Here is a 25,084-nt window from a genome sequence, read left to right as displayed (position 1 = left end):
TATCTAGAAATATCTTGAGACGCCCAATCAAAAAGCCTTGGGTGTAAAGAAATTTATAAGCTCAATTATGGGCTTAAATATAATATACGAGGAGGATAAAAATATGAATAAATTTAAAAAGCTATTAAAGGGAAAATCCGGGTTCACACTAATTGAGATGATGATCGTACTCGTCATTATATCGATACTGCTGTTAATCGTAGTGCCTAACTTAACTAAAAATCAGGAAGTAGCTTCAGATAAAGGTTGTGAAGCTACTATTGAAATGATAAAGACTCAAGTTATCGCATATCAGGTAGAGCATAATAAACTGCCTGCTACCATAGATGATTTGAAAGGTGAATATGTAGAATCCACTGTATGTCCAGATGGGTCCGAATTGCGTCTGTCAGGTGATAAAGTTCTCAGGGTAACGCCGTGAGTGCTCATGAAGCGGCTGAAAGGTATTCTAAAGGTTATTCATATATTGAATTAATGATTACTTTGCTTGTTTTATCAATTGTTCTTTTGATAAGCATTCCTTCCTTTCAGGCCTCGGCAGAAAAAATGGAATACAGGCATTTTCTGAAGGATTTGGAACAGGATCTTTACTATTATCAGATGTATGCGATCTCTCACGGCAGAAGTGTAAGAGTAATCTTTTCAACCAGCAAGCCTTCTTATGTTGTTTTGGAAGGTGTTAAGGTGATTCATGAAAGAGAAGGCCCTCAAGGAGTTGAGTTTGTTCCCGGTACATTGGCTTTAAACGAGTTAAGGTTTCTTCCGTCCGGAGGTGTACAGAAATCCGGCACTATCAGAATTTCGCGAGGAGAGGAACGATGCTGGCTTGTTTTTCACTTTTTAAGGGGGCGGTTCTATTTTGACTAAATCAGAAAAAGGCTTCTTCCTTTATGAAACTGTATTATCGTTACTTATTTTATCAATTATTATGACTGCCATGTTTCCAGTTATTATGCAGGTTCAAACTGAAAGGATGATGATAAGGGAGCAGAGAGAAGCTGTTACGCTTGTCCGGAAGGAGATGCTTAAGCAGTATGAAGCCCCTCAGTCTGGTTTTCCTGAAAAGCTGGAAGGAGAGGAGCAAATATATTCTCTAACAGTAAAGAACAAAGGGGCGCATGTGCAGGAATATTGCCTTAACTGGGAAGGGAGGAATTCCCGTGCTCAAACATACTGTCTCTCGTTATATCTGCCGTAATGAGCAAGGGGTCACTCTTCTTGAACTAATGATTGGCATCGTTATCTTCCTTTATATGACATCGGTCTTTTCATTTATGTTTCATTACTGGACAGTAGCAGGCGGTAAATACAATGATTTTTCTTATGAAGAATTATTACTTTTTGTAAACCATTTGCAAATGGAATTTAATGGAACAGAGCTTTATTGGACTGATAAGCAAAAGCTCTATCTCCTGAAGCCGGAAGATCAGTCAATTGTTCACTATGAGCACTATAATGATAAAGTCAGGCGTCAAGTAGGGGGAAGAGGGCATGAAGTTTTTCTTCAAAGAGTAGAGACATTTCAGGTATATGAAAAGCCTTATGGAATTGATATTGTAGTATCAAGCAATAAACAAACTTGGGAGAAGTCCCTGATCCATCCCTCTTTCTCTATAGGCAGAAATGGCGGAACTGAGGAGGAGAGACAGTGAATCAGCAGGGGTTTACTTTATTTATTGTATTATTAATCCTTCTGTTTTTTTCCATGTTCATTATTCATCTTGTAGGATTATACAAATTTGAGAAGCAGTTTTCAGCCCTTGAATTTGAACAATATAAGCTTGAACAGCTAATATTTAACGGAAAACTTGAAGTCACTGACGTCGTTGAAAAGAATTCTTTCGGCAGCCGCCTGTCCGGGAGCTCTGTTTATTATGAGGGGACGGTGTTCTATGAAATAGAACAACCGTCACCTGAACTGGTTTCTGTTTCTTTAAGAGCCCAAACTCATAATGCCTATGCAAAGTCTGTTACTTTCATTTATAATACAGAATCAAAGACATTTGAACAGTGGACTGAATTGGGAGGATAATATGGCTGGGAAAAATATTTATTTAATTGGATTTATGGGAGCTGGAAAAACGACGGTAGGAAAAGAACTGGCAGAAAAGACAGGCTACGTATTTATAGACTTGGACGAGTATATTGTTGAAAAGACCAGAGAAACCATTCCGGCTATTTTTGAAAAACATGGAGAAGAAGAGTTTCGCAGGTTGGAAAAGGTGTCGCTTGCTGAATTGACGGACTCAGGCTGTATTATTGCTACCGGAGGAGGAATTGTTGAAGATGAAGAGTCGGTTTCATTGATGAAAGAAAAAGGCTTTACAGTTTATCTTGAATCCCCGTTTAAGACGCTTTATGACAGAATTAAGGAAGACACTAACAGGCCTTTGACAGCCCAGGGGGCAGCCGTTTTGTCCGAACGGTTCAACCGCCGTCTTCCGCTATATGAACAGGCTGAATATACAGTACATACTGAAAATCTGCGGGTAGACGAAATTGTTGAGATGATATGCAGGCGATACGATGGTTAGTTTGTCCCGTTTATGGCTATACTATTTGTTAAACAACGTTTAGCGCAGGTGATAAGAGTGAAAACAAATGATTACGTAAAATTCATGACAGAGCAGTTTGTTTCGTATGTAGATCAGCCGGCAGAAGAGAGAAAGGCAAGAAGAGAGAAAAAGAAACAATACAGACCTCCGGTTTCGTACAGGTTATTTGGGATGATACCATTTGCGGTTGAATTGTTCTTCAACAAAAAAAGTAACTGACTTTCCAGCAAAGGTACGACCTGATAATACTTATAATTTAGCAATGAGAGCTTAAAAAAAGATAGAAAATGGCATGCAGAAAATCACCTCCTTAGTTTGCTAAAGGATAAGGTGATTTTTTTGTGTTAGGTATAGAGTGTTTGAAAATTTGACAGCGGGGGAGGGTGATGCCATATAGTTCTGACCGTTTCATGACGTTTGTCCTGTGAGAGGGAGGGCGATGATAACGCTTCTAATCATATGTCACGATATAAAATTTAGAGGGCTGTCCTTAAAGTAATCAGTTGAGGCCATCCTCTTCTTATTCCTCTTAGGAAAAACCTGTTAACGGATGATTGTGCAAATAAAAAATTCCGCCATTAATAATATCCAACTGGATTGAAGGAGCATAAAGCCCTGTAATTGATGCTTTTTCTTTCTCATACGAAGGGGGTTTCTCGGTGGTCCCTGCATAAAACCTTTCCAGGAGTGCAAGTTCTTTATCCATTTTACACATTGCTTCTTCAGCCCATTGATGGTTCTCTTTCTCGATCGTATGAAACAGATACTGGTGGATGCGATCAATACCGGATCCCGGTTTTATGAGCGGAGTTAAAGTAAAACAGAAATCCGGAATAGATACTTTTAAAGAGCTGCTTTTAACAAGAGAGTGAAATTCTTTTAACATCTCCCCGGTTATCAGACTAAGACCAATTGAAAAAAATTCTTCTTTTTTCTGATGGCAATGATAAACGATTTTTCCATTCAGACATAGCCAGGGTTTCAGAGGCACTGTCTTTCCTTCGGGAGGAACCGGCTCGAAAAATTGGCCAAACCTGCCTTTTTCAATAACATAGGAAAAAATTTTATGAAGCCGGGGGGATCCGAAATGGATTAATTCTCCCTCCTCTTCTTTTGGATCGGTTTTTAAGCTCAATGTGGCGAGGTTCGGCTGACCTCCCATTTTTTCTATATAATGCCAGTAGAAAGGCCGGTTCATAAGTGCTTTATCAAGTTCTTCTGTCAGCTGGACCTGCATCGAATATGGAGAATTCTCAGTGATTGCACAGCCGTTTTCAGAGAAAAACGTTTTAAGGAACGTGCAGATTTCAGTTTGTTGCATGGGTGGCCTCCTCTTTTTCTTCTTCTAATACGATTGAACTCAGGTGATCAAGTTTTATTCGCATTTCCCCTTCAGACTCAGACTGGGAAAATATTGATGATAAATGGCTCTGAATATGGTTTGAACCGAACTTTTCTAAAATATGGTCAAGTTCACCAATCACCCCTTCAAACAAACCAATTTTTTTATAAAGGAGTTTAAGAATGTGGTCCTCTATCGTATTTTCTACTGCAAGATGATAAATGTTGACGTCTTTCTCCTGCCCAAGACGGTGAAGCCGGCCAATCCGCTGCTCAATCCTCATTGGATTCCAAGGTAAGTCATAATTTATAATACGATGGCAGAATTGCAGGTTTATTCCTTCCCCGCCTGCTTCTGTCGCTATAAGAACCTGTGCCTGATTTTGAAAAAGCTGTCTCATCCAGTCTTTTTTACTTCTTTTAAATCCTCCTCTGAAAGGCACTGACCGAATACCGTGCTGTCCTAAAAACCATTGCAGGTAGAGCTGGGTAGCCCGGTACTCTGTAAAGATGACCACTTTCTCATCTTTTTCCCAGGAATTTATCAGTTCCAGAACCTTATCGGCTTTAGGATGGGAAGGGAGGTGATTTAACGATGTCATCATATTAAGAAATTCCTGGTTCATCTGTTCAGATGGCATTTCTCTTTTTTCAACCGCATTTTTTAAAGTCATAAATACAGCTTCTCTGCTCGAGCAAAATTCTCTTTGCAAGGTCAATACAAGAAAACCTGATTGTGGAGAATGGTACTCTTCTTTCATTTTCTGCTTTAACCGGCAGATTTGCTCATATACAGTGTGATAGTCAGATGAGAAACGTACAGGAACTGTCTGGACGATCCTCTTTGGCCAATCCATATCTGTTTCATCACGTCTGTTTCTGATCATCACTTTTTGAATGAGTTCCTGAAGCTCCCCGTAATGCTCCCCGCGCTGAAAATAGTCATTAAAAGCTTCTTCGTCTCCCAGATAGCCGGGTTTCAGTAAAGAAATTAAATGAAACAGCTCCGATAATTTGTTTTGCACAGGTGTAGCTGTTAACAGAAGACAGAATTTCTTCTTAACTTCCCGGACGAATTGGTAGTTTCTTGTTTTTTTATTTTTTAATTTATGAGCTTCATCAATAATGACCATATCATAGTCGATGTTTTTAATTATTTCAGCGTGATTCCCACGTTTAGCTGTATCGATTGAAGTAACCATAATATCAACCGTTTCCCACTGGGGCTTTTTTCGCTGTTCCACGGCCGGGATATAAAATTTGGAATTAAGTTCAGCACACCACTGAGTTACGAGGGAAGCAGGGGCTAATATTAAAACTTTTTTGACAAGGCCCCGAATCATGTATTCTTTTAAAATTAAACCCGCTTCGATTGTTTTACCCAGCCCTACTTCATCAGCTAAAATAGCTCTGCCGTTCATTTCATTTATTGCTTTACGGGCTGCATCGTACTGGTAATCATGGAGAGTTAATTGAGGAAGCTGTTTAGGGGCTTCCAGCGTTTGAAAATCTGAAATCATATTTTTCTGCGCCGTTTCAAAAGCCATATTATACTGTTTCCAGCTGGACAAAGGTTTTTGAAGGTTAAGTGCCTCTGTAAATTCTTCAATCCACTTATTATCGGTTAAAATAGGAGGCTGCAAAGCAATCTTCCTTTCTTTGTAGACTTAAATATTACCGGACTGTCCTTGCCTTTATAACGTTTTACGTCAATTTAAAATCATCCATCACTATTAATAGAGCTTACTAGTAAAAAAAATTGTCTGAGTAAATGAATTTTCAGTAAAGTGACAAAAGTGAAAACTTGGTTATTGCTTTGAAAAAAAGAAAGATGGTAACATAAGAGTAGTCAAAGATGCTTTAGGGTAGTATGTGCACTTTTTTAAGATTTACTATATATCTGAAAATATTTATCTGTGCGAATGATAATAAGGGGAGAGAACGTTTCATTTGATGATGTCTCAAACGGAACGTCGCCGAAGGAGCAAGCGCACGACGTGAATCTCTCAGGCAAAAAGACTCTTATTGGACGCGGCTCTGGAAAGGATCTGCTTTTAGCAGAACACCCATGGGGACACCTGCACTGCAGGGCTTTTAATTTTTTGCGGCCTGCCCGGCATGTAAAGGGAAACTCTCAGGTACTCAAGACAGGGATATGCCAGTTTAAAGGCATATCCCTGTCTTTTTTTGGTTAAGGTGTTGGATAACAGTGTATAAAAAGCATCTTTCTGTCTGTTCTAATGAAGTACATAATAATGTGGAGGTGGAGTCATTGGCAGGTAAACAGACACCATTATACGAGGTTTACTCAGAGTCAAATGGCAAGACAATTGATTTTGGGGGATGGGATCTTCCAGTCCAGTTCTCTGGAATTAAACAAGAGCATGAAGCAGTAAGAACGAAAGCAGGTTTATTTGATGTTTCCCATATGGGAGAAATTGAAGTTAAAGGTAAAGGCACTCTTCCTTTTCTTCAAAAGGTTCTAACTAATAATGTTCTTAAAGCTAAAAACGGTGCATGTCAATATACAGCAATGTGTTATGAAGACGGCGGAACTATAGACGATCTTGTACTCTACAAACGTGCAGATGATAATGTTCTTCTTGTCGTGAATGCCTCCAATATTGAAAAAGACTTTCAATGGTTAAAAGAGAACGCCACTGAAGATGTAGAGGTGGTTAACGTCTCTGGTGCGTATGCTCAATTAGCTGTTCAGGGGCCGAAAGCTGAAAAAATTTCCCAGAGGCTGACTAATGAAGACCTCTCAGCGATTACCTTTTTTAAATTTAGAGAAGGAGTGTCGTTCGCGGGAAAAGATGTCCTCATTTCACGAACAGGCTATACGGGAGAAGACGGGTTTGAAATTTACTGCAAGCCTGAAGATGCGGTTCATTTATGGCGCAGCATTCTGAAAGAAGGAGAAACAGACGGGCTGTTGCCATGCGGATTGGGAGCAAGGGATACCCTCAGGTTTGAAGCTAAACTAGCTTTATACGGCCAGGAACTTTCTAAAGATATTTCCCCGATAGAAGCTGGTATCGGGTTTGCAGTAAAAACAGATAAAGAAGAAGATTTTATCGGAAAAGAAGTCCTTAAAAAACAGAAAGAAGAGGGAGCCCCACGGAAACTTGCAGGTTTGGAAATGATTGATAAAGGAATTCCGCGTACAGATTATGAAGTATTCAAAAATGGTGAAAAAATAGGTTTTGTAACGACGGGGACCCAATCACCAACTTTAAAAAAGAACGTAGGATTAGCTCTGATTGATTCAGCGCATACAGAACTTGGGACAATTGTAGAGGTGCAAGTCAGGAAACGGCGTTTAAAAGCTGAAGTTGTTAAAACACCTTTCTATAAAAGAGGCTAAGGGGGAAAGAGATATGGATAAATTTCGTTATTTGCCAATGACTGAAAAAGACCAGCATGAGATGCTGGAAACCATTGGGGTCAGCCATTTAGAAGAGCTATTTGAAGATATTCCTAATGAGATCCGTTTTCAAGGAGACCTCAATATTGAAAAAGCACTGGACGAAACAAGTCTCGTAAAGGAAATGACAAGACTTGCAGAAAAGAACCGCCACTTGAAAGAGTATCCATCTTTTTTAGGGGCAGGTGTATATGAGCATTATATTCCGTCTGTGGTGAACCATATGCTTTTAAGGTCTGAGTTTTATACTGCCTATACCCCTTATCAGCCTGAAATCTCACAAGGTGAGTTGCAGGGAATTTTTGAATTTCAGACTATGATCTGTGAGCTGACAGGTATGGAGATTGCCAACTCCTCAATGTACGATGGCCCTACGGCTCTTGCAGAAGCAGCTATGATGAGTGCAGGCCAGACTAAAAAGAAAACCATTCTTGTTTCCAAAACTGTACATCCTGAGGCAAGGCAAGTATTAAAGACAAGTGCCAAAGGGCAGAACCTGACGGTAATAGAAATTGATGAAAAAGACGGTGTGACCGACTTAGATCACCTCAAGTCAGAGTATAACGAGGATACAGCCAGTGTCATCTTGCAATATCCTAATTTCTTTGGACAAATTGAAGACCTTGAAGCAGCTGAAAAAATAGCTCATCAAGGGAAATCATTGTTTATTGTTTCTTCCAATCCAGTAAGCCTTGGAGTTCTTCAACCACCTGGAGAGTACGGGGCAGATGTTGTGGTAGGGGATGCTCAGCCGTTTGGAATTCCAACCCAGCTTGGCGGGCCTCACTGCGGCTATTTTGCTGTGACGAAAAAACTGATGCGCAAGGTGCCGGGCAGGCTGGTCGGACAGACGACAGACGATCATGGCCAGCGGGGATTTGTCCTGACGCTTCAGGCAAGAGAGCAGCATATCCGCAGGGATAAAGCGACGAGTAATATATGCTCTAACCAGGCATTGAATGCACTTGGCGCTTCAATTGCAATGAGCGCACTCGGGAAGAATGGCCTGCGCGAGATGGCTGAGCAAAACGTTCAAAAAGCTCATTATGCCAGAAAACAACTGGAAAAGAACGGAGTAAAAGTGGTCACTGAGAAACCTTTCTTCAATGAATTTGTTGTCCGGCTTCCTAAACCTGTAAAAGAAGTAAACGAGAAGCTTATGGCCGAAGGAATTATTGGTGGATTTGACCTTTCAAGGTTTTACGAAAATAAAGAGAATGACATGCTCATAGCAGTGACTGAATTAAGAACTAAAGAAGAAATCGATCAATTTGCTTCAGTATTGGGGGGAGTTCAATGAATGAAAAAAACCAGGCCTTAATTTTTGAACTGAGTAAAGAAGGGCGTACCGGGCACAGTCTGCCTGAGCTGGATATTGAAGAAATGGATATGGATGAATTAATTCCTTCACAGCACAGGAGAAAAGAAGAACCAGAGCTTCCTGAAGTATCTGAGCTGCAAATTGTCCGCCACTACACCGCGCTTTCAAGGCGGAACCACGGTGTGGATTCAGGATTTTACCCGCTCGGTTCATGTACGATGAAATACAATCCTAAAATAAATGAAGATATGGCGCGTCTGTCTGGATTTGCTCATTTGCATCCATACCAGGAAGAGTCTTCAATACAAGGGGCTCTTGAGCTTATGTATAAACTCCAGCGGTCCCTTGAAGAAATAACCGGGATGGACCAGGTGACACTCCAGCCTGCTGCTGGAGCTCATGGTGAATGGACTGGTCTGATGCTTATAAGGGCTTACCATGAGGCGAACGGCGACCATCAGCGTACAAAAGTAATAGTTCCTGACTCTGCTCATGGAACCAATCCAGCTTCTGCTGTGGTAGCTGGGTTTGAATCGGTTACTGTAAAATCGAATGAGCGCGGGCTGGTGGACCTGGATCACCTTCGGGAAATAGCGGGAGAGGATACAGCGGCCCTTATGCTGACTAATCCGAATACCCTGGGGTTATTTGAAGAGCAAATAGTAGAGATGGCAGAAATTATACATGAGGCCGGAGGCAAGCTTTATTATGATGGAGCTAATTCAAACGCGATTCTGGGTATAACCAGACCAGGAGACATGGGCTTTGATGTCGTCCATCTTAATCTTCATAAAACCTTCACAACGCCTCACGGGGGAGGTGGACCGGGGTCCGGTCCGGTCGGGGTCAAACAGGATCTTGTGCCATACCTGCCGGCTCCATTAATCATTCAGGACAAGGATAAGTACCGATTTGATTATCACATTCCTGAGTCGATCGGCCGCGTTAAACCGTTTTACGGAAATTTCGGCATTAATGTAAGAGCGTACACTTACATCAGAACAATGGGACCTGCAGGGCTGCGTAAAGTTTCTGAGTATGCGGTGCTGAATGCCAACTATATGCTCCGTCGCCTTGAACCGTATTTTGATGCCCCTTACACACAGCATTGTAAGCATGAGTTTGTTTTGTCCGGCAAGAGACAGAAGAAACTGGGAGTGCGGACACTCGATATGGCGAAGAGACTGCTTGATTTTGGATATCACCCGCCGACTATTTACTTCCCAATTAACGTGGAAGAATGTTTAATGGTGGAACCGACTGAAACGGAATCAAAAGAAACGCTCGATGAGTTTTGTGATGCTATGATTCAAATTGCTAAAGAAGCTGAAGAATCTCCTGAAGTGGTTCAGGAGGCGCCTCATCATACAGTCATTGACCGTCTGGATGAGACAACAGCAGCCCGTAAGCCTGTTCTCCGCTATAAAAAAGAAGCATAGGGAAGATTGAAACAAAAAAGGCCTTGTCTGCAAAAAAAATTGCAGATAAGGCCTCTTTTATTTTGAAAATAACCCTGTTAAATAAATTTAAGGCTTTCGCCTGAACTTCACGGTGTTTACTTTTTTATTTTTCCTGTCCATTTACGAAATCCGCCTTTAAGCTGGTTTAAATCTTCGGCGTTTCGTTTCTTCTTTAGAATCCTTGCTGCCTGTACCGTTCTCGTGCCATTCTGGCAATAGAGATAAACAGGCTTATCCGGCCTGATTTCGGTCGCACGCTGTCTTAACTGAGATAAAGGAATGTTTCTGGCGCCAAGGATATGGCCAGTCTTAAACTCCTTTTCTTCCCTCACATCAATCAGCTGAGCTTTGCGGTAATTCTGTTTAAACTCTTCCTGTGTGAGAGTGGTTAAATATTTCGGCTTTTTCATCCGGAGCACAAGAACGACAACAAGTGCTGCAGTTAAAATGATTAATAACCATGTACTCATACGGCCCCTCCTTTAAACATCTGCATTTAAAAACCCGGCTGCAAAGCCGGAGCTTTTCTGTCCCATATAAATGATAAACTGAAAAGGTTAAGTTGGCAACGGTTGATATTTATTGTTTTGAGTTTGAACGATGAATTCGTTATGATATACAAATGGAAAATATAATACGGACAGGAGAGATAGAATGGAAACCTGGTATTTTATTGATTCAAAAGACCAGTCGCCCGCCTATAATATGGCACTGGATGAGAAGCTGATGGACTGGCACAGAGAAGGGATTATTCCTCCGGTGGTCAGGTTCTACGGCTGGAATCCGCCGACATTATCAGTTGGCTATTTTCAGCATATAGAGAAAGAAATAAATATGGAGGCAGTTAAAGGCCATGGTCTCGGTTTTGTCAGACGGCCTACAGGAGGCAGAGGTGTTCTTCATGATGATGAACTGACATACAGTGTGATTGTTTCTGAATCCCACAATGCTATGCCTGACACAGTAACAGAAGCTTACCGTGTTATTTCCCAGGGTCTTCTTGAGGGTTTCAGAAACTTGAACCTTCAGGCTGAATTCTCGATTCCCAGATCAAAGGAAGAGAAAGACAGACTAAAGCGCCCTCGTTCTGCTGTCTGCTTTGACGCCCCATCTTGGTATGAAATGATAGTAGAAGGCAGGAAAGTCGCAGGAAGTGCACAGACAAGACAAAAAGGGGTCATTTTACAACACGGCTCGATTATCAGGTCAGTAGATGTTGATAAATTATTTGATTTGTTTCTTTACAAGAGTGACAGGGCGAGGGAACGGATGCAAAAAGGGTTTCATAAAAAAGCAGCAGCTATTAATGAATTAACTGAGGCCCCTGTATCAATGAATGATATAAAACAGGCGTTCCGGAAAGGGTTTGAGAAAGGGCTAAATATCCATTTGAAAGAGTTTGCTCTTGAAGCCGGCCAGAAGGAGCAGGTAAAAGCCCTGATGGAAAAGAAATATGACAGCGAGGCATGGAATTTTAAGTGGTAAACGTCGATTTAAATATTGTTGCCGGGTAAAAAAACTGGTAATATATTTTCTTGTGCAGAGTAACTTAAAAAGACTGCAAAAGTTGTCGATATTTCTTATTGGCCAGCAAATGCCTCTATAAAGGTCTTTATATTCCATGAGACCTGCAACTGACAAAATTCGCTGATTTGTATGTTTTTAATAGCGAAATAAAGGTTATTCTTAACTATACTGTCTTTTACAGCAATTTTTAAAGTTGACAATTTCATATTTTTTTGTCCAATAATCAATATATAGTATGTAAAACATTTTCATGAACACTATATATTGAATGTTGGAGATTGCTATGATATATTGAAACAAGCATAGACGAAGCTTTATTCATAGAAATAAAGCTTCGTCTTTTGAATCAAAATAAACAACAAGATGTATAGCATTCAATGAATTTTATACAAAGGAGCGGAAGCCAGTGACCACCTTTATGTCAGAAAAGGGAATCAATATTGAGCAGCTCAACCGTGATATTGAAGAGTTCCCTCAAGTTTTTCCCGTCACACCAGACATGAGTCGCAAGCAAAGCGGCGTGTCCCGTCTAGTTATGCTGGATCGTTACACGTTTAAAGACACTGAAAAAAAGACGCTTAAAAAAGGGGACTTTGTTGTACTGACAGTTAAAGCAGACCCTAAATTCCCGGCAAGAGGCTATGGTTTTGTTACAGACCTTGACTGGGATGAAGGCAAGGCCAAAATTCAAGTAGAAGAAGAATTTCTTGCAGTCCTTGACGATCCGGAGGAGAAAAAAACTGGAATAGTTGAGCGTACGCTGGACACGATTGATAAACCGCTTGAAGTTTACTATGAACAAATAGCAAAGAGAAATGCCAGAGGTCTGGCAGAAGTGGAGACTGACCCTGAAAAGCGGGAAGAATCATTTGAAAAGTTTTACTATGAATTAGTTAATATGAATTTCGTTCCAGCCGGCAGGGTGCTGTATGGAGCCGGGGCAGACACAGATGTGACGTATTTTAACTGTTATGTTATGCCATTCGTGGAAGATTCGAGAGAAGGTATTTCAGAACACCGTAAACAAGTCATGGAAATCATGAGCCGCGGCGGCGGTGTGGGAACTAATGGGTCTACACTGCGCCCGAGAAACACGCTTGCCAGAGGTGTAAACGGAAAGTCTTCCGGCTCTGTTTCCTGGCTGGATGACATCGCGAAGCTTACCCACCTTGTTGAGCAAGGGGGATCCAGAAGGGGAGCTCAGATGATTATGCTTGCGGACTGGCACCCGGATGTATTGGAATTTATTATTTCCAAAATGCAGAATCCGCGTATTCTCCGTTACCTTTCTGAAAACACAGAAGATACACAAATTAAACGGCTGATTCAGGAAAAATTAAAGTTTACTCCTTTAAGCGAACTGGAAGAAGCAATGTATCAAAGCATTGTAAATTATAAAAGTATCGAGGGCCAAGGCGGCTTTGATCCTAAAGTCATTGCAGAAGCTGAAGATAAACTGCGTACAGGCGGCACTTATTCTGTAAATAATCCCGATTTCTTAACAGGCGCCAATATTTCGGTCTGTATTACGAAAGAATTTATGGAAGCTGTTGAAAACCAGTCATACTATGAACTCCGTTTTCCTGATGTTGAAAATTATACGGCTGAAGAGATGGAAGCATATAATCGGGAATGGCAGCAGTACGGAGATGTACGTGAATGGGAAGAAATGGGTTTCGGCGTCAGAACATACAGGAAGATTAAAGCTGAAGAACTTTGGAATTTAATTAATATATGTGCGACTTATTCGGCAGAACCAGGCATTTTCTTTATTGATAACGCCAATGAAATGACAAATGCTTCTGCTTACGGACAAAAAGTTGTCGCCACTAACCCTTGTGGTGAACAGCCTTTGGCTCCGTATTCTGTCTGTAATTTAGCAGCTGTAAATCTCGCTGAAATGGCAGATAAAGAAAATAAAAAAGTTGACTTCCAAAAGCTGGAGCAGACAGTAGCTACCGGTGTAAGGATGCAGGACAATGTCATTGATGCCACTCCTTATTTCTTAAAAGAGAACACCGATCAGGCTCTCGGGGAACGACGTGTCGGCCTTGGGGTAATGGGTCTTCATGACCTCCTTATCCACACTGAAACCGTTTATGGTTCCGATGAGGGAAATGAACTTGTAGATAAAGTCTTTGAAACCATTGCTACGACTGCTTACAGGACAAGCATTGAACTGGCTAAAGAAAAGGGAAGCTTCCCTTTTCTTACAGGTTCAAATGAAAACGAAACTAATCATCTGAGAGAAAAATTCACACAAACAGGATATATGGAAAAAATGCCTGAAGATATTCTTGAAGGGATAAAAGAGAACGGAATTAGAAACTCTCACCTTCTTACAGTTGCGCCAACAGGCTCGACAGGAACAATGGTAGGCGTCTCAACAGGGCTGGAACCATACTTTTCTTTCTCTTACTTCAGAAGCGGCAGGTTAGGCAAGTTTATCGAAGTGAAAGCGGAAATTCTCCAGGATTACTTGAACAAGCATCCGGAAACAGATCCGAATAACCTGCCTGAATGGTTTATTTCAAGCATGGATCTGACTCCTGAAGCCCACGCTGATGTCCAGTGCGTTATTCAGAGGTGGGTAGACAGCTCCTTAAGCAAAACAGTAAACGCCCCTAAAGGGTATACGGTTGACCAGGTTAAGAGTGTCTATGAACGCCTTTATAAAGGCGGGGCAAAAGGCGGCACTGTTTACGTTGATGGAAGCCGTGATTCGCAGGTATTGACGCTGAAAGCTGAAGAAAACGATGAGTATGCAGTTGACCTTACGGGTGGAGAAGCAAAGGATGAGCAGAAAAGTAAAGTGGTCCTTGTTGACACAATTGCAGACCTCAGATCTACTTCTGTGACTTACGGAAGTGAAGTCGGTGATACGTGTCCTGTCTGCCGTAAAGGGACAGTTGAAGATATTGGCGGATGTAACACTTGCACTAATTGTAACGCCCAGTTAAAATGCGGGTTATAAATGAGTCTATTCTAAGGATTTTTAATTGAATGGGTCATTCATAAGGACCAATTCGATTTATAAAAGTCAGACAAACGAATAAGAGCAGTACAAAGCACCTCCAATTTTAGACAGGTTCTAAAATCAGGAGGTGCTTTTACTACACGCGGAGTGTACCGGAAGATAACAAATAAACTCAGCCTAAGCTAATAAGGTCACTCTTCATCTGTAGATACTTTTTGCACAGCCACTTTCCGGCCTGCTTAAGGAAGATTATTCTATTGTTTTTCCTGCCCTGGTAGAGAGGAAAGGTTTTTTATAGTATAATTCTAACTGCACTGTACACTATTAATCACTATATGCCGAATAGATTTTCTGGAGGGGACTCTCATGCCTACACCTAGTATGGAAGACTATTTAGAACGTATTTATATGTTAATTGAAGAAAAAGGATACGCCAGGGTTTCCGATATAGCTGATGCCCTTGAAGTGCATCCGTCCTCTGTTACTAAAATGGTTCAGAAACTCGATGCAAAAGAGTATTTGATATATGAAAAGTATCGTGGACTTGTTCTAACTGCTAAAGGGAAGAAAATTGGTAAAAGACTCGTTTACAGGCATGAATTACTGGAAGAATTCATGAAGATTATAGGAGTAAATGAGGAAGGTATTTATGAAGATGTTGAGGGAATTGAACATCATTTAAGCTGGGATGCGATTGACCGTATCGGGGATTTAGTTCAGTATTTTGAAGAAAACCCGAAAAGAGTTGAAGATCTCAGGCTTGTCCAAAAACAAAATGATGAGCTGAATGAATAAAACCGGCCGCATTGAATCAGACCGATTCAGTGTGGCCGGTATTTTTTTGTTAAAAATAAATACACATGAATAAGAGAAGGAGGGGTTTGATGAAAGTGGACGCTGTGTTTGCGGGGGGCGGGGTTAAAGCTTTGGCTTTTACCGGGGCAATGGAAGCCATGTCGTCAAAAGGCATTTCCATAGAAAGGGCAGCCGGGACGAGCGCAGGTGCTATTACTGCCGCTTTTATTAAATCAGGCTATAAAGCAGATGAAATTTACAATTTATTTAATGAAATAGATATTAAACAGTTCCTCGATCCGGGCCCTGTCGGGACTGTTTTTCCTTTTTTAAGGTGGCTTCGTTTATACAGTCAAATGGGCCTTTATAAAGGGGAAGCATTCGAAGAGTGGCTGCAGGAGGCCTTCGCTAATAAAGGAGTCAGAACGTTTGGAGATTTGCCTGAAGGCTGTTTAAAAATGGTAGCTTCGGACATCACCAATGGCCGGTTTATTATTCTCCCGGACGACTTGCCGAATTATGGGATTGACAGCAATAATTTTTCTGTAGCGAAAGCAGTCAGAATGAGCTCGAGCCTTCCTTTTTTCTTCGAGCCGGTAAAAATAAAAAACCAGAAAGGAAATGAAGCTGTTATAGTGGACGGCGGCGTCCTCAGTAATTTTCCAATCTGGCTGTTTATAAGAAAAGGAGAAATAAAAAGAAAAAGGCCTGTATTAGGCCTCCGGCTTTCACCTGAATATGAAGAGACACCTCATAATAAAATAACGAACAGCCTCTCTTTGCTTCAATCCATGTTTGATACAATGAGAACCGCCCATGACCAGCGGCACATCGCTAAAGTCCATGCCAAAAATATCATTTTTATCCCGGTAAAAGGAATTTCAACCACTCAATTTCAAATGACTGAGCAAGAAAGAAAAGACTTAATTAACCTTGGCAAAAAGTCAGCAATGAGCTTTCTCTCTAAATGGAGTTATTAGCCACGCAGTTAAAAGATTTCTCGGCTTTTCCCCTGCTGTTCATAAACTTTAGTTACCAGCAGGAGCAGAGGTACGAAAAAGGTCAGCCAAAGGCCTGCAGATATGCCGGCGGCCAAAGTCATAAACGGAAAATTGAAAGGCCCGAATGAATAAATTAAATATCCCATTACAAGGCCGGATCCGCCTAATAATAAGGAAAGCAGTTTAGCCGTCATATTCCCCGGCCTGATTTTGGCACGAACTTTAAACTGCTCTAAAGTGACTCCTGTCCCTGCTCCTAAAAGGATTCCAGGGAGCAGGAGAAAACCTGTTTCAGGATAGATTAATCCACCAAGGAATAATGGAAGAATAATTGAAAAAGCAAATAAATAAGGTTCCGGCATAGCACCCATCCAGTCAAGGCTCCGGTAATACATATAACTTATAAATCCGCCAATCAGTATACCTCCAACAATCGAAAAAACCGGCGTATTCTGGATAAACAGATAACTCACACTGATTACAAGGGGCGGGAAAAGGCAAAGCATCACTTCTACCCGTCTTTTAACTAATGGAATGAAAAAAGAAAAAAGAGTCATGGAAGCCTGTATATGCGGGTGAGTTAAAGGCAAAAGCTGCTCTTCAGTATATAAGTAAGGAAAATACATAGTAATAATAAACCCGAAAGAAAGTGAGAGAACGGTTAAATAAAGTACTTGAAAGCCTAAGCGCTTACTGAGTGTCCAGTAAATAACCCCTGTAATGATCATAAAACTCAGTAAAAGCCACTCCGACCATACCCCTTGTGTTAAATAGGGGCTTGCCATATCGCTCAGCATACACTCACTCCTTTCGTTCACAATTACGGTATTTTATACGGCAGAAGGAAAGAAAAAAACCAAGCGTTTTAAAACAATGCTCGGCTCTTTTTCTTCTGTTTGTTCTTTTTACCCTCAATTACCGTAAGTTTAACATCTGATTGGCGTTTAACAAGGGGCCGGTTGATAGACTTCTTCTTCTCTTTCTTTTTGTTTGAAAAGGAGATGGGTTTCTTTTTCTTCGGCTGTCCCTGATAAGCATGCATTCCCTGCTGATTGGCAAACGATGCTTGGCGTCGCATCAGTCTGGGCATTATAAAACTTTTAAACAACAGAAGAATTAAAGCGACTATTCCGACAGTGACAAGAATCTGTGTGACAAATGCCCCCGGATTAGTAAAAAGCCTGAACCCGATCCCGATCACTGCCAGACCCATGATGGTTAAAATCACAGGGTGGTAAGAGTTGCGAAACATATCCACACACCTCCATTCGTTAATATGACTCACTTTTTGATACAGTATGTGCTTTATCAGTTTTTTTATATAAAAACATGAGTAAAATTATAAACATCTGTGACCCTTACTACTTAATACTATTCTACATGAAAAGATTCAATCCCTCTATTTAAATAAACCCGTTATATTACTATTCCCCTATCTTTAATGGTTTACACCTGATTTAAAAACCCTTAATAAATTTGTACTTTCTGGAGATAATGTATATGAGGTGAGATTAAATGGAAAAAAAAACTGATAATCATTTAAATGAAAACCCGTCATTCAACTCTTCAGTTGCCGTGACAGGGTTTGCTGGGGGAATAATATGGAGCGTTATCGGCTACATTGCCTATTTTTTTAATTTTATCTCTTTTGGACCTGCAATCGTACTGATGCCATGGGCCTTGGGAGAATGGAAAACAGGCCCGTTAGGCCAATGGATAGGGGTTGTTATTATAGGTGTTTTATCAATCGGCTTGGCATTTTTGTATCGTTTGTTATTTGCAAAAATAAACAAATTCTGGCCGGGTCTTTTATTTGGAGGCGCCTTGTGGCTCCTGGTTTTTTTCATAATGAATCCCTTATTTAAAGGAATAAACTTTATACCTGTACTGGACTTTAACACTTTAGTAACCTCGTTTTCGCTCTATCTTATTTACGGGCTTTTTATCGGTTACTCTATATCCTTTGACTATTATGAGAGGTCCAGGCAAAACGAGGCAACTGTTCAAGAGTAAGGACGTGTGATAGAATGTTCTTTGGAACATTCTTCTTTTTTATTCTTTTAAGAAAATTAAAACTTAAGGCTTTTGTCATGTACTGGCGGAATTTCTTAGGTTTTAAAAATCTTTCACAGTAACAGAACTGCAGCTAAAAGAGTATGATCGGAGGAAAGTGACATGGATATCCTCATATTAAACGGTCCAAACCTGAACCGTCTGGGGAAAAGAGAACCGGATATTTACGGAACAGTAACATTAAAAGACATAGAGAAAAGAACAGCAGATTACGGCAGCAAAAAAGGAATTACAGTAACATGCAAACAATCTAACTGGGAAGGGCAGCTGATCGACTGGATTCATGAAGCTGCTGAAAAAATGGACGGGATTATTATTAACCCTGGGGCCTTTACCCATTACAGTTATGCTATCAGGGATGCTGTAGCAAGTATTGACGTACCGGTAATAGAAGTCCACATTTCTAATATCCATGCCAGAGAAGATTTTAGAAAGAACTCTGTCATAGCCCCTGTTTCTGGAGGGCAAATCAGCGGATTCGGACCTGCAGGCTATGAAATGGCAATTGATTATTTGGTGAGGAGGAAAAATGTATGACACGCTTAAACGATTTACGCCAGCAGTTTGAGAAAAATAAAATTGACGGTATGGTTGTAACAAGCCAATATAACCGCAGGTATTTAACAAGTTTTACAGGAACTGCAGGAGTAGCCTTAGTATCAGAGAAAGAAGCTAAATTTATTACTGATTTTCGTTATGTGGAGCAGGCTGAAGCCCAGACAGAAGGATTTGAAATTGTAGAGCATACATCTCCTATTCATGAAGAAGTGGCCAGGCAAGCGGAAAAAATGGGAATAGCCCATCTCGGATTTGAAAAAGATTATCTTACATACAGTCAATATGATGTCTATCAAAATACTTTAAAAGCTGAGTTTGTCCCTGTGAGCGGTCTTGTGGAAAATATGAGACTTATTAAATCCTCTCAGGAATTAGAGGTCATCCAGGAAGCGGTCGATATAGCGGACGCTGCTTTTACTCATATCCAATCTTTTATCCGTCCAGGCGTTAAAGAAATAGATGTCTCCAATGAACTGGAATTCTTTATGAGAAAACAGGGCGCGGTTTCATCTTCATTTGATATTATTGTCGCTTCCGGATACCGGTCGGCGCTCCCTCATGGCGTAGCAAGTGAAAAGGTTATTGAAAAAGGGGAACTGGTCACTCTGGATTTCGGAGCTTACTATAAAGGGTACTGTTCAGATATTACGAGAACGGTGGCAGTCGGTGAACCTGGCGAAGAATTAAGAAAAATATACAATATTGTACTGGAAGCGCAGCTAAAAGGCGTAAATGGAATTAAAGCGGGAATCACAGGTAAAGAAGCTGACGCCCTTACCCGGGATTATATTAAACAGCAAGGCTACGGTGAATACTTTGGCCATTCAACCGGTCATGGAATGGGTCTTGAAGTGCATGAAGGACCGGGGCTTTCCTTCAGATCGGATAAAGTATTAGAGCCGGGCATGGTGGTCACGGTTGAACCAGGTGTTTATGTTGCCGGTAAAGGCGGTACAAGAATAGAAGATGATATTGTAATTACTGAAAACGGAAATAATATTCTTTCTAAATCTACAAAAGAATTACTCATACTCGGAGAATAAATAACTAATTAACTTATCTTTTAGGAGGACATCAGATGATTTCAGTAAACGATTTTAAAACTGGATTAACAGTTGAGGTTGACGGCGATATTTGGCAGGTTATAGAATTCCAGCATGTTAAGCCTGGTAAAGGGGCAGCTTTTGTCCGTACTAAACTTAGAAGCATGAGAAACGGAAGCATTCAGGAAAAAACTTTCAGAGCTGGTGAAAAAGTGGCTAAAGCTCATTTGGAAAACAATAAAATGCAATATTTATATTCCAGTGGAGAGACTCATGCATTTATGGATACAAGCAGTTACGAGCAAATTGAACTTACGAGTGACCAGATCCGTGAACAGCTGAAGTACTTAAAAGAAAATATGGAAGTGCAGGTGCTTCAATATCAGGATGAAATACTTGGAGTAGAAGTCCCAGTAACTGTTCACCTTACTGTTACGGAGACTGAGCCTGGAATTAAAGGTGACACCGCTTCCGGAGGAACTAAACCTGCGACAGTGGAAACGGGGTTAACAGTGCAAGTGCCTTTCTTTGTAAATGAAGGAGATGTCCTTGTAATTGACACGAGAGAGGGTAAATACGTTTCAAGAGGCTAATACAATGATAGCCATAGAGAAAAGCCGAAGCTGTATCTAACGATATTTCTTCGGCTTTTTCCTTTTGTAATTAACAAAGATTACTGTGACTAAGTATAAAGGCAGTGATTTTTATCCAAGGGGCGGACGCTTGCCCAGGGGCTTGTACTTTTAATCGCCGTTTTACTCCCGGCGAAGGGAGGGCTTGTCTTCAACTAACTTCCCCGAAGGACTCCTACGGGAAGTGGATTTTCAGACTGCGCATATCCACCGGGTGTCCCCGCTTTCGTTCACCGGAGGAATATTGTTTTACAAGTTGTGGTACAGAACTTATAAAGGACCTGTAATTCAGCCTCTATGTTTTGGCAGAAAAAAGAGCAAAATACTTTTAGAATTTTCCGAAATCATGTAAAGTTATCTTATAAAAGGAAAGGGTGGTTTGAGTGGAAAAGAAATATTTAACTATTTCTGATGACGTGACAGCAGGCTATTACTATTTTTCCGAGTATGTTATTTGTGTAGAAGTCACAAAACAAGGAAAGTCTTTAGGGTCTTTTTGTTCTGACATTAGTCAATTTGAAGAATGGGATGAAGAAGAAGTGGCTGAACTGGTTAAAAATCACGTACATCAAGTAGAAAATGCTCAAACTTATCAGCCGGACCGTTCACATGTGCTAAATGGAGGTATGGAAATTAAATATCATCAGCACTGGGAAGACTTTTATTGTGTAGAGGTGTATGAAAAAGGGAAAGAAATTGGATCATTTTGCGCTGACAGAGCCTCTTTTGAAGAATGGATGGAAGATGACCAGCATCTTTCTGAAGTCGTCAGATCCCAGCTTCAACGGTAAAAATACCTGTAAATGAAGATCCGTAAGGCCTAATTTAACCGGCCTTTCGGGTCTTTTTTTGTGCTTAGAGATAATGAAAGATTTATCACTTTTGGATCAGAGGCTATGCAATCCAAATTTTCTATTTAAAGTCAGGCTTCCGCTGGAAAAGGCAATTATATAACCGCTGTCTCAGCTGCTTACAACCAATAAAAATGGGCTCTCTGTTGAAAGTGTCATAAATAGGACAGGAGTACATATATTTTTCTTAGACAACCATTATGGAACAAATGACTTGTCTGAAAAGAGGTTGGGAAAATGGATGAAATCTTAAGAATCGTGCCTGAGACGATTAAAAAATACTTAAACATTGGTACTCAGGAAGACTGGATGTGGATAGAAGAAATAAGATTACGGATCGGAAAGCCTGTAGAAGTTGTCAGTACAAAACCCGTGTCTGGCTATAACGGTCCCCCGCCGGTGTTTTCTGAAAAGGAATCCGCATTGATGATGTCCTTATTAAGCCAGCATTCGTTATACCGTCTTGAGGAAGAACTGAGAAGGGGATACATTACCATTTCCGGCGGTCACCGGGTCGGGATTGCCGGACGGGTCGTGGTTGAAAAAGGGGAGGTTAAAGGTCTTCGGGAAATCAGTTCCTTTAATATCCGAATTGCAAAAGAAAAGCTTGGCGTCTGTTCCCCTTACATTCAGCACATGTATCAAAAAGGCCGATGGATGAACACACTCATAGTCGGTTCGCCCAAAACTGGTAAGACGACTCTCCTTAGAGACTTGGCTAGACAGATAAGCACAGGCATGTCGCAAAAAAGTATCCCGCCAAAAACAGTAGCTATAATCGATGAGCGTTCCGAAATAGCCGGATGTGTGAGAGGAGTCCCCCAGCACCATTTCGGGACGAAAGTAGATGTTCTTGATGCTTGTCCTAAAGCGGAAGGCATGATGATGATGATACGATCCATGAGCCCGGAAGTGATCATCGTGGACGAAATTGGGCGGGAAGAAGATGTCAAAGCAGTAATGGAAGCTGTACACGCCGGTGTAACAGTCATTTCCACAGTACATGGGCATTCTGTCAGCGATGTAAAAAGAAGACCTGCAATTAAAACGCTAATAGAGCAGCATGCTTTCGACTCCCTGATAGAACTGACGGGAATTGGAAGAAAAGGGACCATCAGAAAGCTAAACGGCGAGAGACTGTCAGCAAACGTGGTGATTACCCAATGATGTGGGCAGGAGCCACGCTCATAATTCTCGCTTCAGCATGTGCCGGATGGGAGCTTTCCGGCAGGCTTGAACGAAGAACTAAATTGTTAAGGCATATAAAAGTAGCTCTGGAAACACTTGATACTGAAGTCGCTTTTGCAATGATTCCTTTATCCCAGGCTTTAAATCAGGTTGCCAGACAGCTTCCTTCTCCGGCAAAAGATTTCTTTTTGCAGGTGGCTGAACGTTTGGATACAAAGCGGGAACCGGCAGCTGAAGCATGGGAACAGGAATTGGATTTATGGAAATCCCGTGTTGATCTCGATGAAAAAGATATAGAGATTCTGAGACAGTTTGGCCAGTCACTGGGACAACAGGACATCCAGGGTCAAAGAAAGCAAATTCAGCTGGCACAATCTTATTTAAACAATATGGAAACCATGGCGTGGGAAGCGCAGCGTAAATATCAGTCAATGTACAGGAGCTTAGGTATTCTGGGAGGATTATTGCTCGTTATTATGCTGCTCTAATGTAAGAGTAAGGGGGAAATCCATGAATTATGATGTGGGCTTGATCTTTCAGATTGCAGGGGTAGGAATTGTAGTGGCTATGATTCATACCGTCTTAAAGCAAATGGGAAAAGAAGAAATTGCAAACTGGGTCACTTTAATTGCTTTTGTGGTTGTCTTGTATATGGTGGCAACCGTCATCGATGATCTGTTTCAAAAAATCAGAAGTGTATTTCTATTCCAGAGCTGAGGGAGGACGAACATATGGAAATCATTCAAATAGTAGGTTTAGGAATGATTACCACCTTCCTTGCTTTAGTTGTGAAAGAGCATAAACCGGTGTTTGCATTTCTTCTCACTGTATTTACCGGTATCATTATCTTTTTATTTTTAATAGATAAAATAGCCGTAATGATTCAGATGATAGAGGAGCTCGCTGCTAATGCAAATATAAATCTCGTATATGTGCAGACCATCTTTAAAATAATCGGCATAGCCTATATTGCCGAGTTTGGTGCACAAATTGCACGGGATGCCGGACAGGGAGCTATAGCGACTAAAATTGAACTTGCAGGAAAGGTATTGATAATGATTATGGCCATCCCTATCATCTCGGTAATCATTGAAACTATATTAACGCTGATACCGGCAGCTATGGGGGACCTGTCATGAATAAACTTTTTATTGTTTTTCTTTTGGCTTTTTTCTTTATCCCCGGAGGGACAAGCTCAGCAGAGGAGCAGGATCATTTAAGTGAAAAAGACCTGATGGAAAAGCAAATGTCCGAGCTTAATTTAGAAGAAATCAGCGACTTTTGGGATGAGGTAAGAATAGAATATGACGGGTTTCTGCCGGAAATACAAAAGGAGAGTTTCACTGACCTTTTTAACAGAAACGAAGGTTTCTCAATAAAAGAATGGACGCTGGGTTTTGTGAAATTCTTTTTTCATGAAATACTCGCTCATGGTAAACTGCTTGGAACATTAATACTGCTCACAGTGTTCAGCATGGTATTAATGAATCTTCAGCAGGCTTTTGAAAAATATAAAATCAGTAAAGTCGCTTACGCGATGACATATATGGTGCTTCTCATTATCGCTTTAAACAGTTTTTATGTCGCCATGGGGCTGGCAGAATCAACCATAGAAACAATGAGCCATTTTATGGTTTCTTTAATCCCTTTAATACTGGTATTGATGGCAACAGTGGGAAGTGTCACTTCTGTCGCGCTCTTTCACCCGATCGTCATGTTTATTGTCCATAGTAGCGGGCTGTTTATCCAGTATTTCATTCTTCCTCTTTTATTATTGTCTACTTTATTAGCCATTGTAAGTACGATGACTGACCATTATAAAGTATCAAAACTTGCAAATTTACTTAGAAATATAGCGGTGGGAGGACTGGGAATCTTTTTAACTGTTTTCCTTGGGGTCCTCTCTGTGCAAGGAGCCACGGCCGCAGTAACAGATGGCATCGCGGTGAAAACAGCCAAATTCATCACCGGGAACTTTATTCCGGTTGTAGGGCGAATGTTTACTGACGCAGCGGAAACCGTCATGGGTGCTTCTTTACTGTTAAAAAACACTATAGGCGTCCTTGGGCTTCTTGTTTTACTTATTATATGCATTTTCCCAGCGTTAAAAGTGCTGGCGATAGCTGTCATTTATTCATTTTCAGCGGCTGTCCTTCAGCCTCTCGGGGGCGGCCCGATCATTGATTGCCTCTCAATCATTGGAAAGAATGTTTTATTCATTTTTGCAGCCTTAGCAGCAGTTTCTTTAATGTTCTTTTTATCTGTCACAATCATGATAATATCAGGCAATTTATCTGTCATGCTCAGATAACAGCCTAAAACGGGAGGGGAGAGC

29 protein-coding genes and 1 riboswitch are annotated in these 25,084 nt (G+C 40.9%); of the genes, 24 read left to right on the top strand and 5 right to left on the bottom strand.

All coding sequences use genetic code 11. The features are described 5' to 3' along the window. The first annotated feature begins 103 nt into the window (after nucleotides 1-103). The 7 genes from comGC to BMW59_RS01925 are packed head-to-tail and all read left to right on the top strand — an operon-like array spanning nucleotide 104 to nucleotide 2,774. The gene (gene comGC / locus BMW59_RS01955) at nucleotides 104-421 is read left to right on the top strand and encodes a competence type IV pilus major pilin ComGC (RefSeq protein ID WP_093047320.1); all 318 of its coding nucleotides are present in this window, start codon (nucleotides 104-106) and stop codon (nucleotides 419-421) included. Beyond that, entirely contained in the window at nucleotides 418-867 is a 450-nt protein-coding gene (gene comGD, locus BMW59_RS01950; RefSeq protein WP_093047319.1) for a competence type IV pilus minor pilin ComGD, read from the top strand. Before comGC ends, comGD begins: the two co-directional genes overlap by 4 nt. Continuing rightward, nucleotides 860-1,198, top strand: a complete 339-nt coding sequence (locus tag BMW59_RS21475; RefSeq protein WP_093047318.1) for a type II secretion system protein — start codon at nucleotides 860-862, stop codon at nucleotides 1,196-1,198. Before comGD ends, BMW59_RS21475 begins: the two co-directional genes overlap by 8 nt. Next, nucleotides 1,161-1,652: a competence type IV pilus minor pilin ComGF gene (locus BMW59_RS01940; protein WP_177174151.1), complete on the top strand. Its 492-nt coding sequence runs from the start codon at nucleotides 1,161-1,163 to the stop codon at nucleotides 1,650-1,652. Before BMW59_RS21475 ends, BMW59_RS01940 begins: the two co-directional genes overlap by 38 nt. Further along, nucleotides 1,649-2,032 (top strand): competence type IV pilus minor pilin ComGG, encoded by a 384-nt coding sequence (gene comGG / locus BMW59_RS01935; protein WP_093047316.1) that lies wholly within the window; start codon nucleotides 1,649-1,651, stop codon nucleotides 2,030-2,032. Before BMW59_RS01940 ends, comGG begins: the two co-directional genes overlap by 4 nt. A 1-nt stretch (nucleotide 2,033) precedes the next feature. Further along, complete coding sequence (locus BMW59_RS01930) at nucleotides 2,034-2,534, top strand: shikimate kinase (protein WP_177174150.1); 501 nt, start codon at nucleotides 2,034-2,036, stop codon at nucleotides 2,532-2,534. A 57-nt stretch (nucleotides 2,535-2,591) separates the two neighbouring features. Next, nucleotides 2,592-2,774, top strand: coding sequence for a YqzE family protein (locus BMW59_RS01925; RefSeq protein WP_093047352.1), 183 nt, complete (start codon nucleotides 2,592-2,594; stop codon nucleotides 2,772-2,774). A gap of 310 nt (nucleotides 2,775-3,084) precedes the next feature. On the opposite strand, the gene BMW59_RS01920 is transcribed toward BMW59_RS01925, so the two are convergent. Together BMW59_RS01920 and BMW59_RS01915 are read right to left on the bottom strand one after the other, a co-directional pair. Next, nucleotides 3,085-3,876: a YqhG family protein gene (locus BMW59_RS01920; protein ID WP_093047314.1), complete on the bottom strand. Its 792-nt coding sequence runs from the start codon at nucleotides 3,874-3,876 to the stop codon at nucleotides 3,085-3,087. Beyond that, nucleotides 3,863-5,539: a DEAD/DEAH box helicase gene (locus BMW59_RS01915; RefSeq protein ID WP_425441246.1), complete on the bottom strand. Its 1,677-nt coding sequence runs from the start codon at nucleotides 5,537-5,539 to the stop codon at nucleotides 3,863-3,865. The genes BMW59_RS01920 and BMW59_RS01915 overlap by 14 nt, the downstream gene beginning before the upstream one ends. A gap of 279 nt (nucleotides 5,540-5,818) precedes the next feature. After that, nucleotides 5,819-5,928: riboswitch (glycine riboswitch) on the top strand. A gap of 240 nt (nucleotides 5,929-6,168) precedes the next feature. On the opposite strand from BMW59_RS01915, the gene gcvT reads away from it, so the two are divergent. From gcvT to gcvPB, 3 genes are read left to right on the top strand one after another with little or no spacing between them, the layout of a single operon-like run. Then, a complete protein-coding gene (gene gcvT, locus BMW59_RS01910; protein WP_093047313.1) occupies nucleotides 6,169-7,263 on the top strand; it encodes a glycine cleavage system aminomethyltransferase GcvT in 1,095 nt (364 codons plus the stop codon). 13 nt (nucleotides 7,264-7,276) lie between these two features. Continuing rightward, a complete protein-coding gene (gcvPA, locus tag BMW59_RS01905) occupies nucleotides 7,277-8,623 on the top strand; it encodes an aminomethyl-transferring glycine dehydrogenase subunit GcvPA (RefSeq protein WP_093047312.1) in 1,347 nt (448 codons plus the stop codon). Continuing rightward, the gene (gcvPB, locus tag BMW59_RS01900) at nucleotides 8,620-10,083 is read left to right on the top strand and encodes an aminomethyl-transferring glycine dehydrogenase subunit GcvPB (RefSeq protein ID WP_093047311.1); all 1,464 of its coding nucleotides are present in this window, start codon (nucleotides 8,620-8,622) and stop codon (nucleotides 10,081-10,083) included. The genes gcvPA and gcvPB overlap by 4 nt, the downstream gene beginning before the upstream one ends. Before the next feature lie 116 nt (nucleotides 10,084-10,199). On the opposite strand, the gene BMW59_RS01895 is transcribed toward gcvPB, so the two are convergent. Next, complete coding sequence (locus tag BMW59_RS01895; RefSeq protein WP_093047310.1) at nucleotides 10,200-10,574, bottom strand: rhodanese-like domain-containing protein; 375 nt, start codon at nucleotides 10,572-10,574, stop codon at nucleotides 10,200-10,202. Between the two features lie 184 nt (nucleotides 10,575-10,758). On the opposite strand from BMW59_RS01895, the gene BMW59_RS01890 reads away from it, so the two are divergent. The 4 genes from BMW59_RS01890 (at nucleotide 10,759) to BMW59_RS01875 (ending at nucleotide 16,383) form a co-directional block, all read left to right on the top strand. After that, complete coding sequence (locus BMW59_RS01890; protein WP_093047309.1) at nucleotides 10,759-11,589, top strand: lipoate--protein ligase family protein; 831 nt, start codon at nucleotides 10,759-10,761, stop codon at nucleotides 11,587-11,589. 460 nt (nucleotides 11,590-12,049) lie between these two features. Then, nucleotides 12,050-14,605: a vitamin B12-dependent ribonucleotide reductase gene (locus BMW59_RS01885; protein ID WP_425441248.1), complete on the top strand. Its 2,556-nt coding sequence runs from the start codon at nucleotides 12,050-12,052 to the stop codon at nucleotides 14,603-14,605. Between the two features lie 369 nt (nucleotides 14,606-14,974). Continuing rightward, nucleotides 14,975-15,403 carry a transcriptional regulator MntR gene (mntR, locus tag BMW59_RS01880; protein WP_093047307.1) on the top strand — a complete coding sequence of 143 codons (429 nt, stop codon included), beginning with the start codon at nucleotides 14,975-14,977 and terminating at the stop codon, nucleotides 15,401-15,403. Nucleotides 15,404-15,492: 89 nt separating this feature from the next. Next, entirely contained in the window at nucleotides 15,493-16,383 is an 891-nt protein-coding gene (locus BMW59_RS01875) for a patatin-like phospholipase family protein (RefSeq protein WP_093047306.1), read from the top strand. An 8-nt stretch (nucleotides 16,384-16,391) separates the two neighbouring features. On the opposite strand, the gene BMW59_RS01870 is transcribed toward BMW59_RS01875, so the two are convergent. After that, a complete protein-coding gene (locus BMW59_RS01870) occupies nucleotides 16,392-17,201 on the bottom strand; it encodes a hypothetical protein (RefSeq protein ID WP_093047305.1) in 810 nt (269 codons plus the stop codon). 68 nt (nucleotides 17,202-17,269) lie between these two features. Beyond that, nucleotides 17,270-17,656, bottom strand: a complete 387-nt coding sequence (locus BMW59_RS01865) for an SA1362 family protein (RefSeq protein WP_093047304.1) — start codon at nucleotides 17,654-17,656, stop codon at nucleotides 17,270-17,272. A 263-nt stretch (nucleotides 17,657-17,919) separates the two neighbouring features. Between BMW59_RS01865 and BMW59_RS01860 the strand changes: the two genes are divergently transcribed. The 10 genes from BMW59_RS01860 to spoIIIAE all read left to right on the top strand — a co-directional run bounded on the left by BMW59_RS01860 (nucleotide 17,920) and on the right by spoIIIAE (nucleotide 25,060). Then, entirely contained in the window at nucleotides 17,920-18,417 is a 498-nt protein-coding gene (locus BMW59_RS01860) for a YqhR family membrane protein (protein WP_093047303.1), read from the top strand. A 162-nt stretch (nucleotides 18,418-18,579) separates the two neighbouring features. After that, on the top strand, nucleotides 18,580-19,014 hold the full coding sequence (aroQ, locus tag BMW59_RS01855) for a type II 3-dehydroquinate dehydratase (RefSeq protein WP_093047302.1): 435 nt from the start codon (nucleotides 18,580-18,582) through the stop codon (nucleotides 19,012-19,014). Continuing rightward, a complete protein-coding gene (locus BMW59_RS01850; protein ID WP_093047301.1) occupies nucleotides 19,011-20,078 on the top strand; it encodes a M24 family metallopeptidase in 1,068 nt (355 codons plus the stop codon). The genes aroQ and BMW59_RS01850 overlap by 4 nt, the downstream gene beginning before the upstream one ends. A gap of 35 nt (nucleotides 20,079-20,113) precedes the next feature. Then, nucleotides 20,114-20,671, top strand: a complete 558-nt coding sequence (efp, locus tag BMW59_RS01845; protein WP_093047300.1) for an elongation factor P — start codon at nucleotides 20,114-20,116, stop codon at nucleotides 20,669-20,671. A gap of 422 nt (nucleotides 20,672-21,093) precedes the next feature. Then, nucleotides 21,094-21,501, top strand: a complete 408-nt coding sequence (locus tag BMW59_RS01840; protein ID WP_093047299.1) for a hypothetical protein — start codon at nucleotides 21,094-21,096, stop codon at nucleotides 21,499-21,501. Nucleotides 21,502-21,798: 297 nt separating this feature from the next. After that, complete coding sequence (gene spoIIIAA / locus BMW59_RS01835; RefSeq protein ID WP_093047298.1) at nucleotides 21,799-22,728, top strand: stage III sporulation protein AA; 930 nt, start codon at nucleotides 21,799-21,801, stop codon at nucleotides 22,726-22,728. Continuing rightward, entirely contained in the window at nucleotides 22,725-23,237 is a 513-nt protein-coding gene (gene spoIIIAB, locus BMW59_RS01830) for a stage III sporulation protein SpoIIIAB (protein ID WP_093047297.1), read from the top strand. Before spoIIIAA ends, spoIIIAB begins: the two co-directional genes overlap by 4 nt. A 22-nt stretch (nucleotides 23,238-23,259) precedes the next feature. Next, nucleotides 23,260-23,466 (top strand): stage III sporulation protein AC, encoded by a 207-nt coding sequence (gene spoIIIAC / locus BMW59_RS01825; RefSeq protein WP_078577011.1) that lies wholly within the window; start codon nucleotides 23,260-23,262, stop codon nucleotides 23,464-23,466. A 14-nt stretch (nucleotides 23,467-23,480) separates the two neighbouring features. Continuing rightward, a complete protein-coding gene (gene spoIIIAD / locus BMW59_RS01820; protein WP_093047296.1) occupies nucleotides 23,481-23,888 on the top strand; it encodes a stage III sporulation protein AD in 408 nt (135 codons plus the stop codon). After that, nucleotides 23,885-25,060 carry a stage III sporulation protein AE gene (gene spoIIIAE, locus BMW59_RS01815; protein WP_093047295.1) on the top strand — a complete coding sequence of 392 codons (1,176 nt, stop codon included), beginning with the start codon at nucleotides 23,885-23,887 and terminating at the stop codon, nucleotides 25,058-25,060. The genes spoIIIAD and spoIIIAE overlap by 4 nt, the downstream gene beginning before the upstream one ends. Nucleotides 25,061-25,084: the final 24 nt, after the last annotated feature.

The sequence above is a fragment of the Salipaludibacillus aurantiacus genome (assembly GCF_900111295.1).
Lineage (GTDB): Bacteria > Bacillota > Bacilli > Bacillales > Salisediminibacteriaceae > Salipaludibacillus > Salipaludibacillus aurantiacus.
The sequence above is the reverse complement of the archived record's forward strand: the minus strand, read 5'-3'. Positions and strand labels throughout refer to the sequence as shown.

Excerpts from the sequence above, each read along its gene's own strand:
- comGC (WP_093047320.1), top strand. The coding sequence starts at position 104 with ATGAATAAATTTAAAAAGCTATTAAAGGGAAAATCCGGGTTCACACTA.
- BMW59_RS01930 (WP_177174150.1), top strand. The coding sequence starts at position 2,034 with ATGGCTGGGAAAAATATTTATTTAATTGGATTTATGGGAGCTGGAAAA.
- BMW59_RS01920 (WP_093047314.1), bottom strand. The coding sequence starts at position 3,876 with ATGCAACAAACTGAAATCTGCACGTTCCTTAAAACGTTTTTCTCTGAA.
- gcvPA (WP_093047312.1), top strand. The coding sequence starts at position 7,277 with ATGGATAAATTTCGTTATTTGCCAATGACTGAAAAAGACCAGCATGAG.
- gcvPB (WP_093047311.1), top strand. The coding sequence starts at position 8,620 with ATGAATGAAAAAAACCAGGCCTTAATTTTTGAACTGAGTAAAGAAGGG.
- BMW59_RS01895 (WP_093047310.1), bottom strand. The coding sequence starts at position 10,574 with ATGAGTACATGGTTATTAATCATTTTAACTGCAGCACTTGTTGTCGTT.
- BMW59_RS01890 (WP_093047309.1), top strand. The coding sequence starts at position 10,759 with ATGGAAACCTGGTATTTTATTGATTCAAAAGACCAGTCGCCCGCCTAT.
- BMW59_RS01885 (WP_425441248.1), top strand. The coding sequence starts at position 12,050 with ATGTCAGAAAAGGGAATCAATATTGAGCAGCTCAACCGTGATATTGAA.
- mntR (WP_093047307.1), top strand. The coding sequence starts at position 14,975 with ATGCCTACACCTAGTATGGAAGACTATTTAGAACGTATTTATATGTTA.
- BMW59_RS01875 (WP_093047306.1), top strand. The coding sequence starts at position 15,493 with ATGAAAGTGGACGCTGTGTTTGCGGGGGGCGGGGTTAAAGCTTTGGCT.
- BMW59_RS01870 (WP_093047305.1), bottom strand. The coding sequence starts at position 17,201 with ATGCTGAGCGATATGGCAAGCCCCTATTTAACACAAGGGGTATGGTCG.
- BMW59_RS01865 (WP_093047304.1), bottom strand. The coding sequence starts at position 17,656 with ATGTTTCGCAACTCTTACCACCCTGTGATTTTAACCATCATGGGTCTG.
- BMW59_RS01860 (WP_093047303.1), top strand. The coding sequence starts at position 17,920 with ATGGAAAAAAAAACTGATAATCATTTAAATGAAAACCCGTCATTCAAC.
- aroQ (WP_093047302.1), top strand. The coding sequence starts at position 18,580 with ATGGATATCCTCATATTAAACGGTCCAAACCTGAACCGTCTGGGGAAA.
- BMW59_RS01850 (WP_093047301.1), top strand. The coding sequence starts at position 19,011 with ATGACACGCTTAAACGATTTACGCCAGCAGTTTGAGAAAAATAAAATT.
- efp (WP_093047300.1), top strand. The coding sequence starts at position 20,114 with ATGATTTCAGTAAACGATTTTAAAACTGGATTAACAGTTGAGGTTGAC.
- spoIIIAA (WP_093047298.1), top strand. The coding sequence starts at position 21,799 with ATGGATGAAATCTTAAGAATCGTGCCTGAGACGATTAAAAAATACTTA.
- spoIIIAB (WP_093047297.1), top strand. The coding sequence starts at position 22,725 with ATGATGTGGGCAGGAGCCACGCTCATAATTCTCGCTTCAGCATGTGCC.
- spoIIIAC (WP_078577011.1), top strand. The coding sequence starts at position 23,260 with ATGAATTATGATGTGGGCTTGATCTTTCAGATTGCAGGGGTAGGAATT.
- spoIIIAD (WP_093047296.1), top strand. The coding sequence starts at position 23,481 with ATGGAAATCATTCAAATAGTAGGTTTAGGAATGATTACCACCTTCCTT.
- spoIIIAE (WP_093047295.1), top strand. The coding sequence starts at position 23,885 with ATGAATAAACTTTTTATTGTTTTTCTTTTGGCTTTTTTCTTTATCCCC.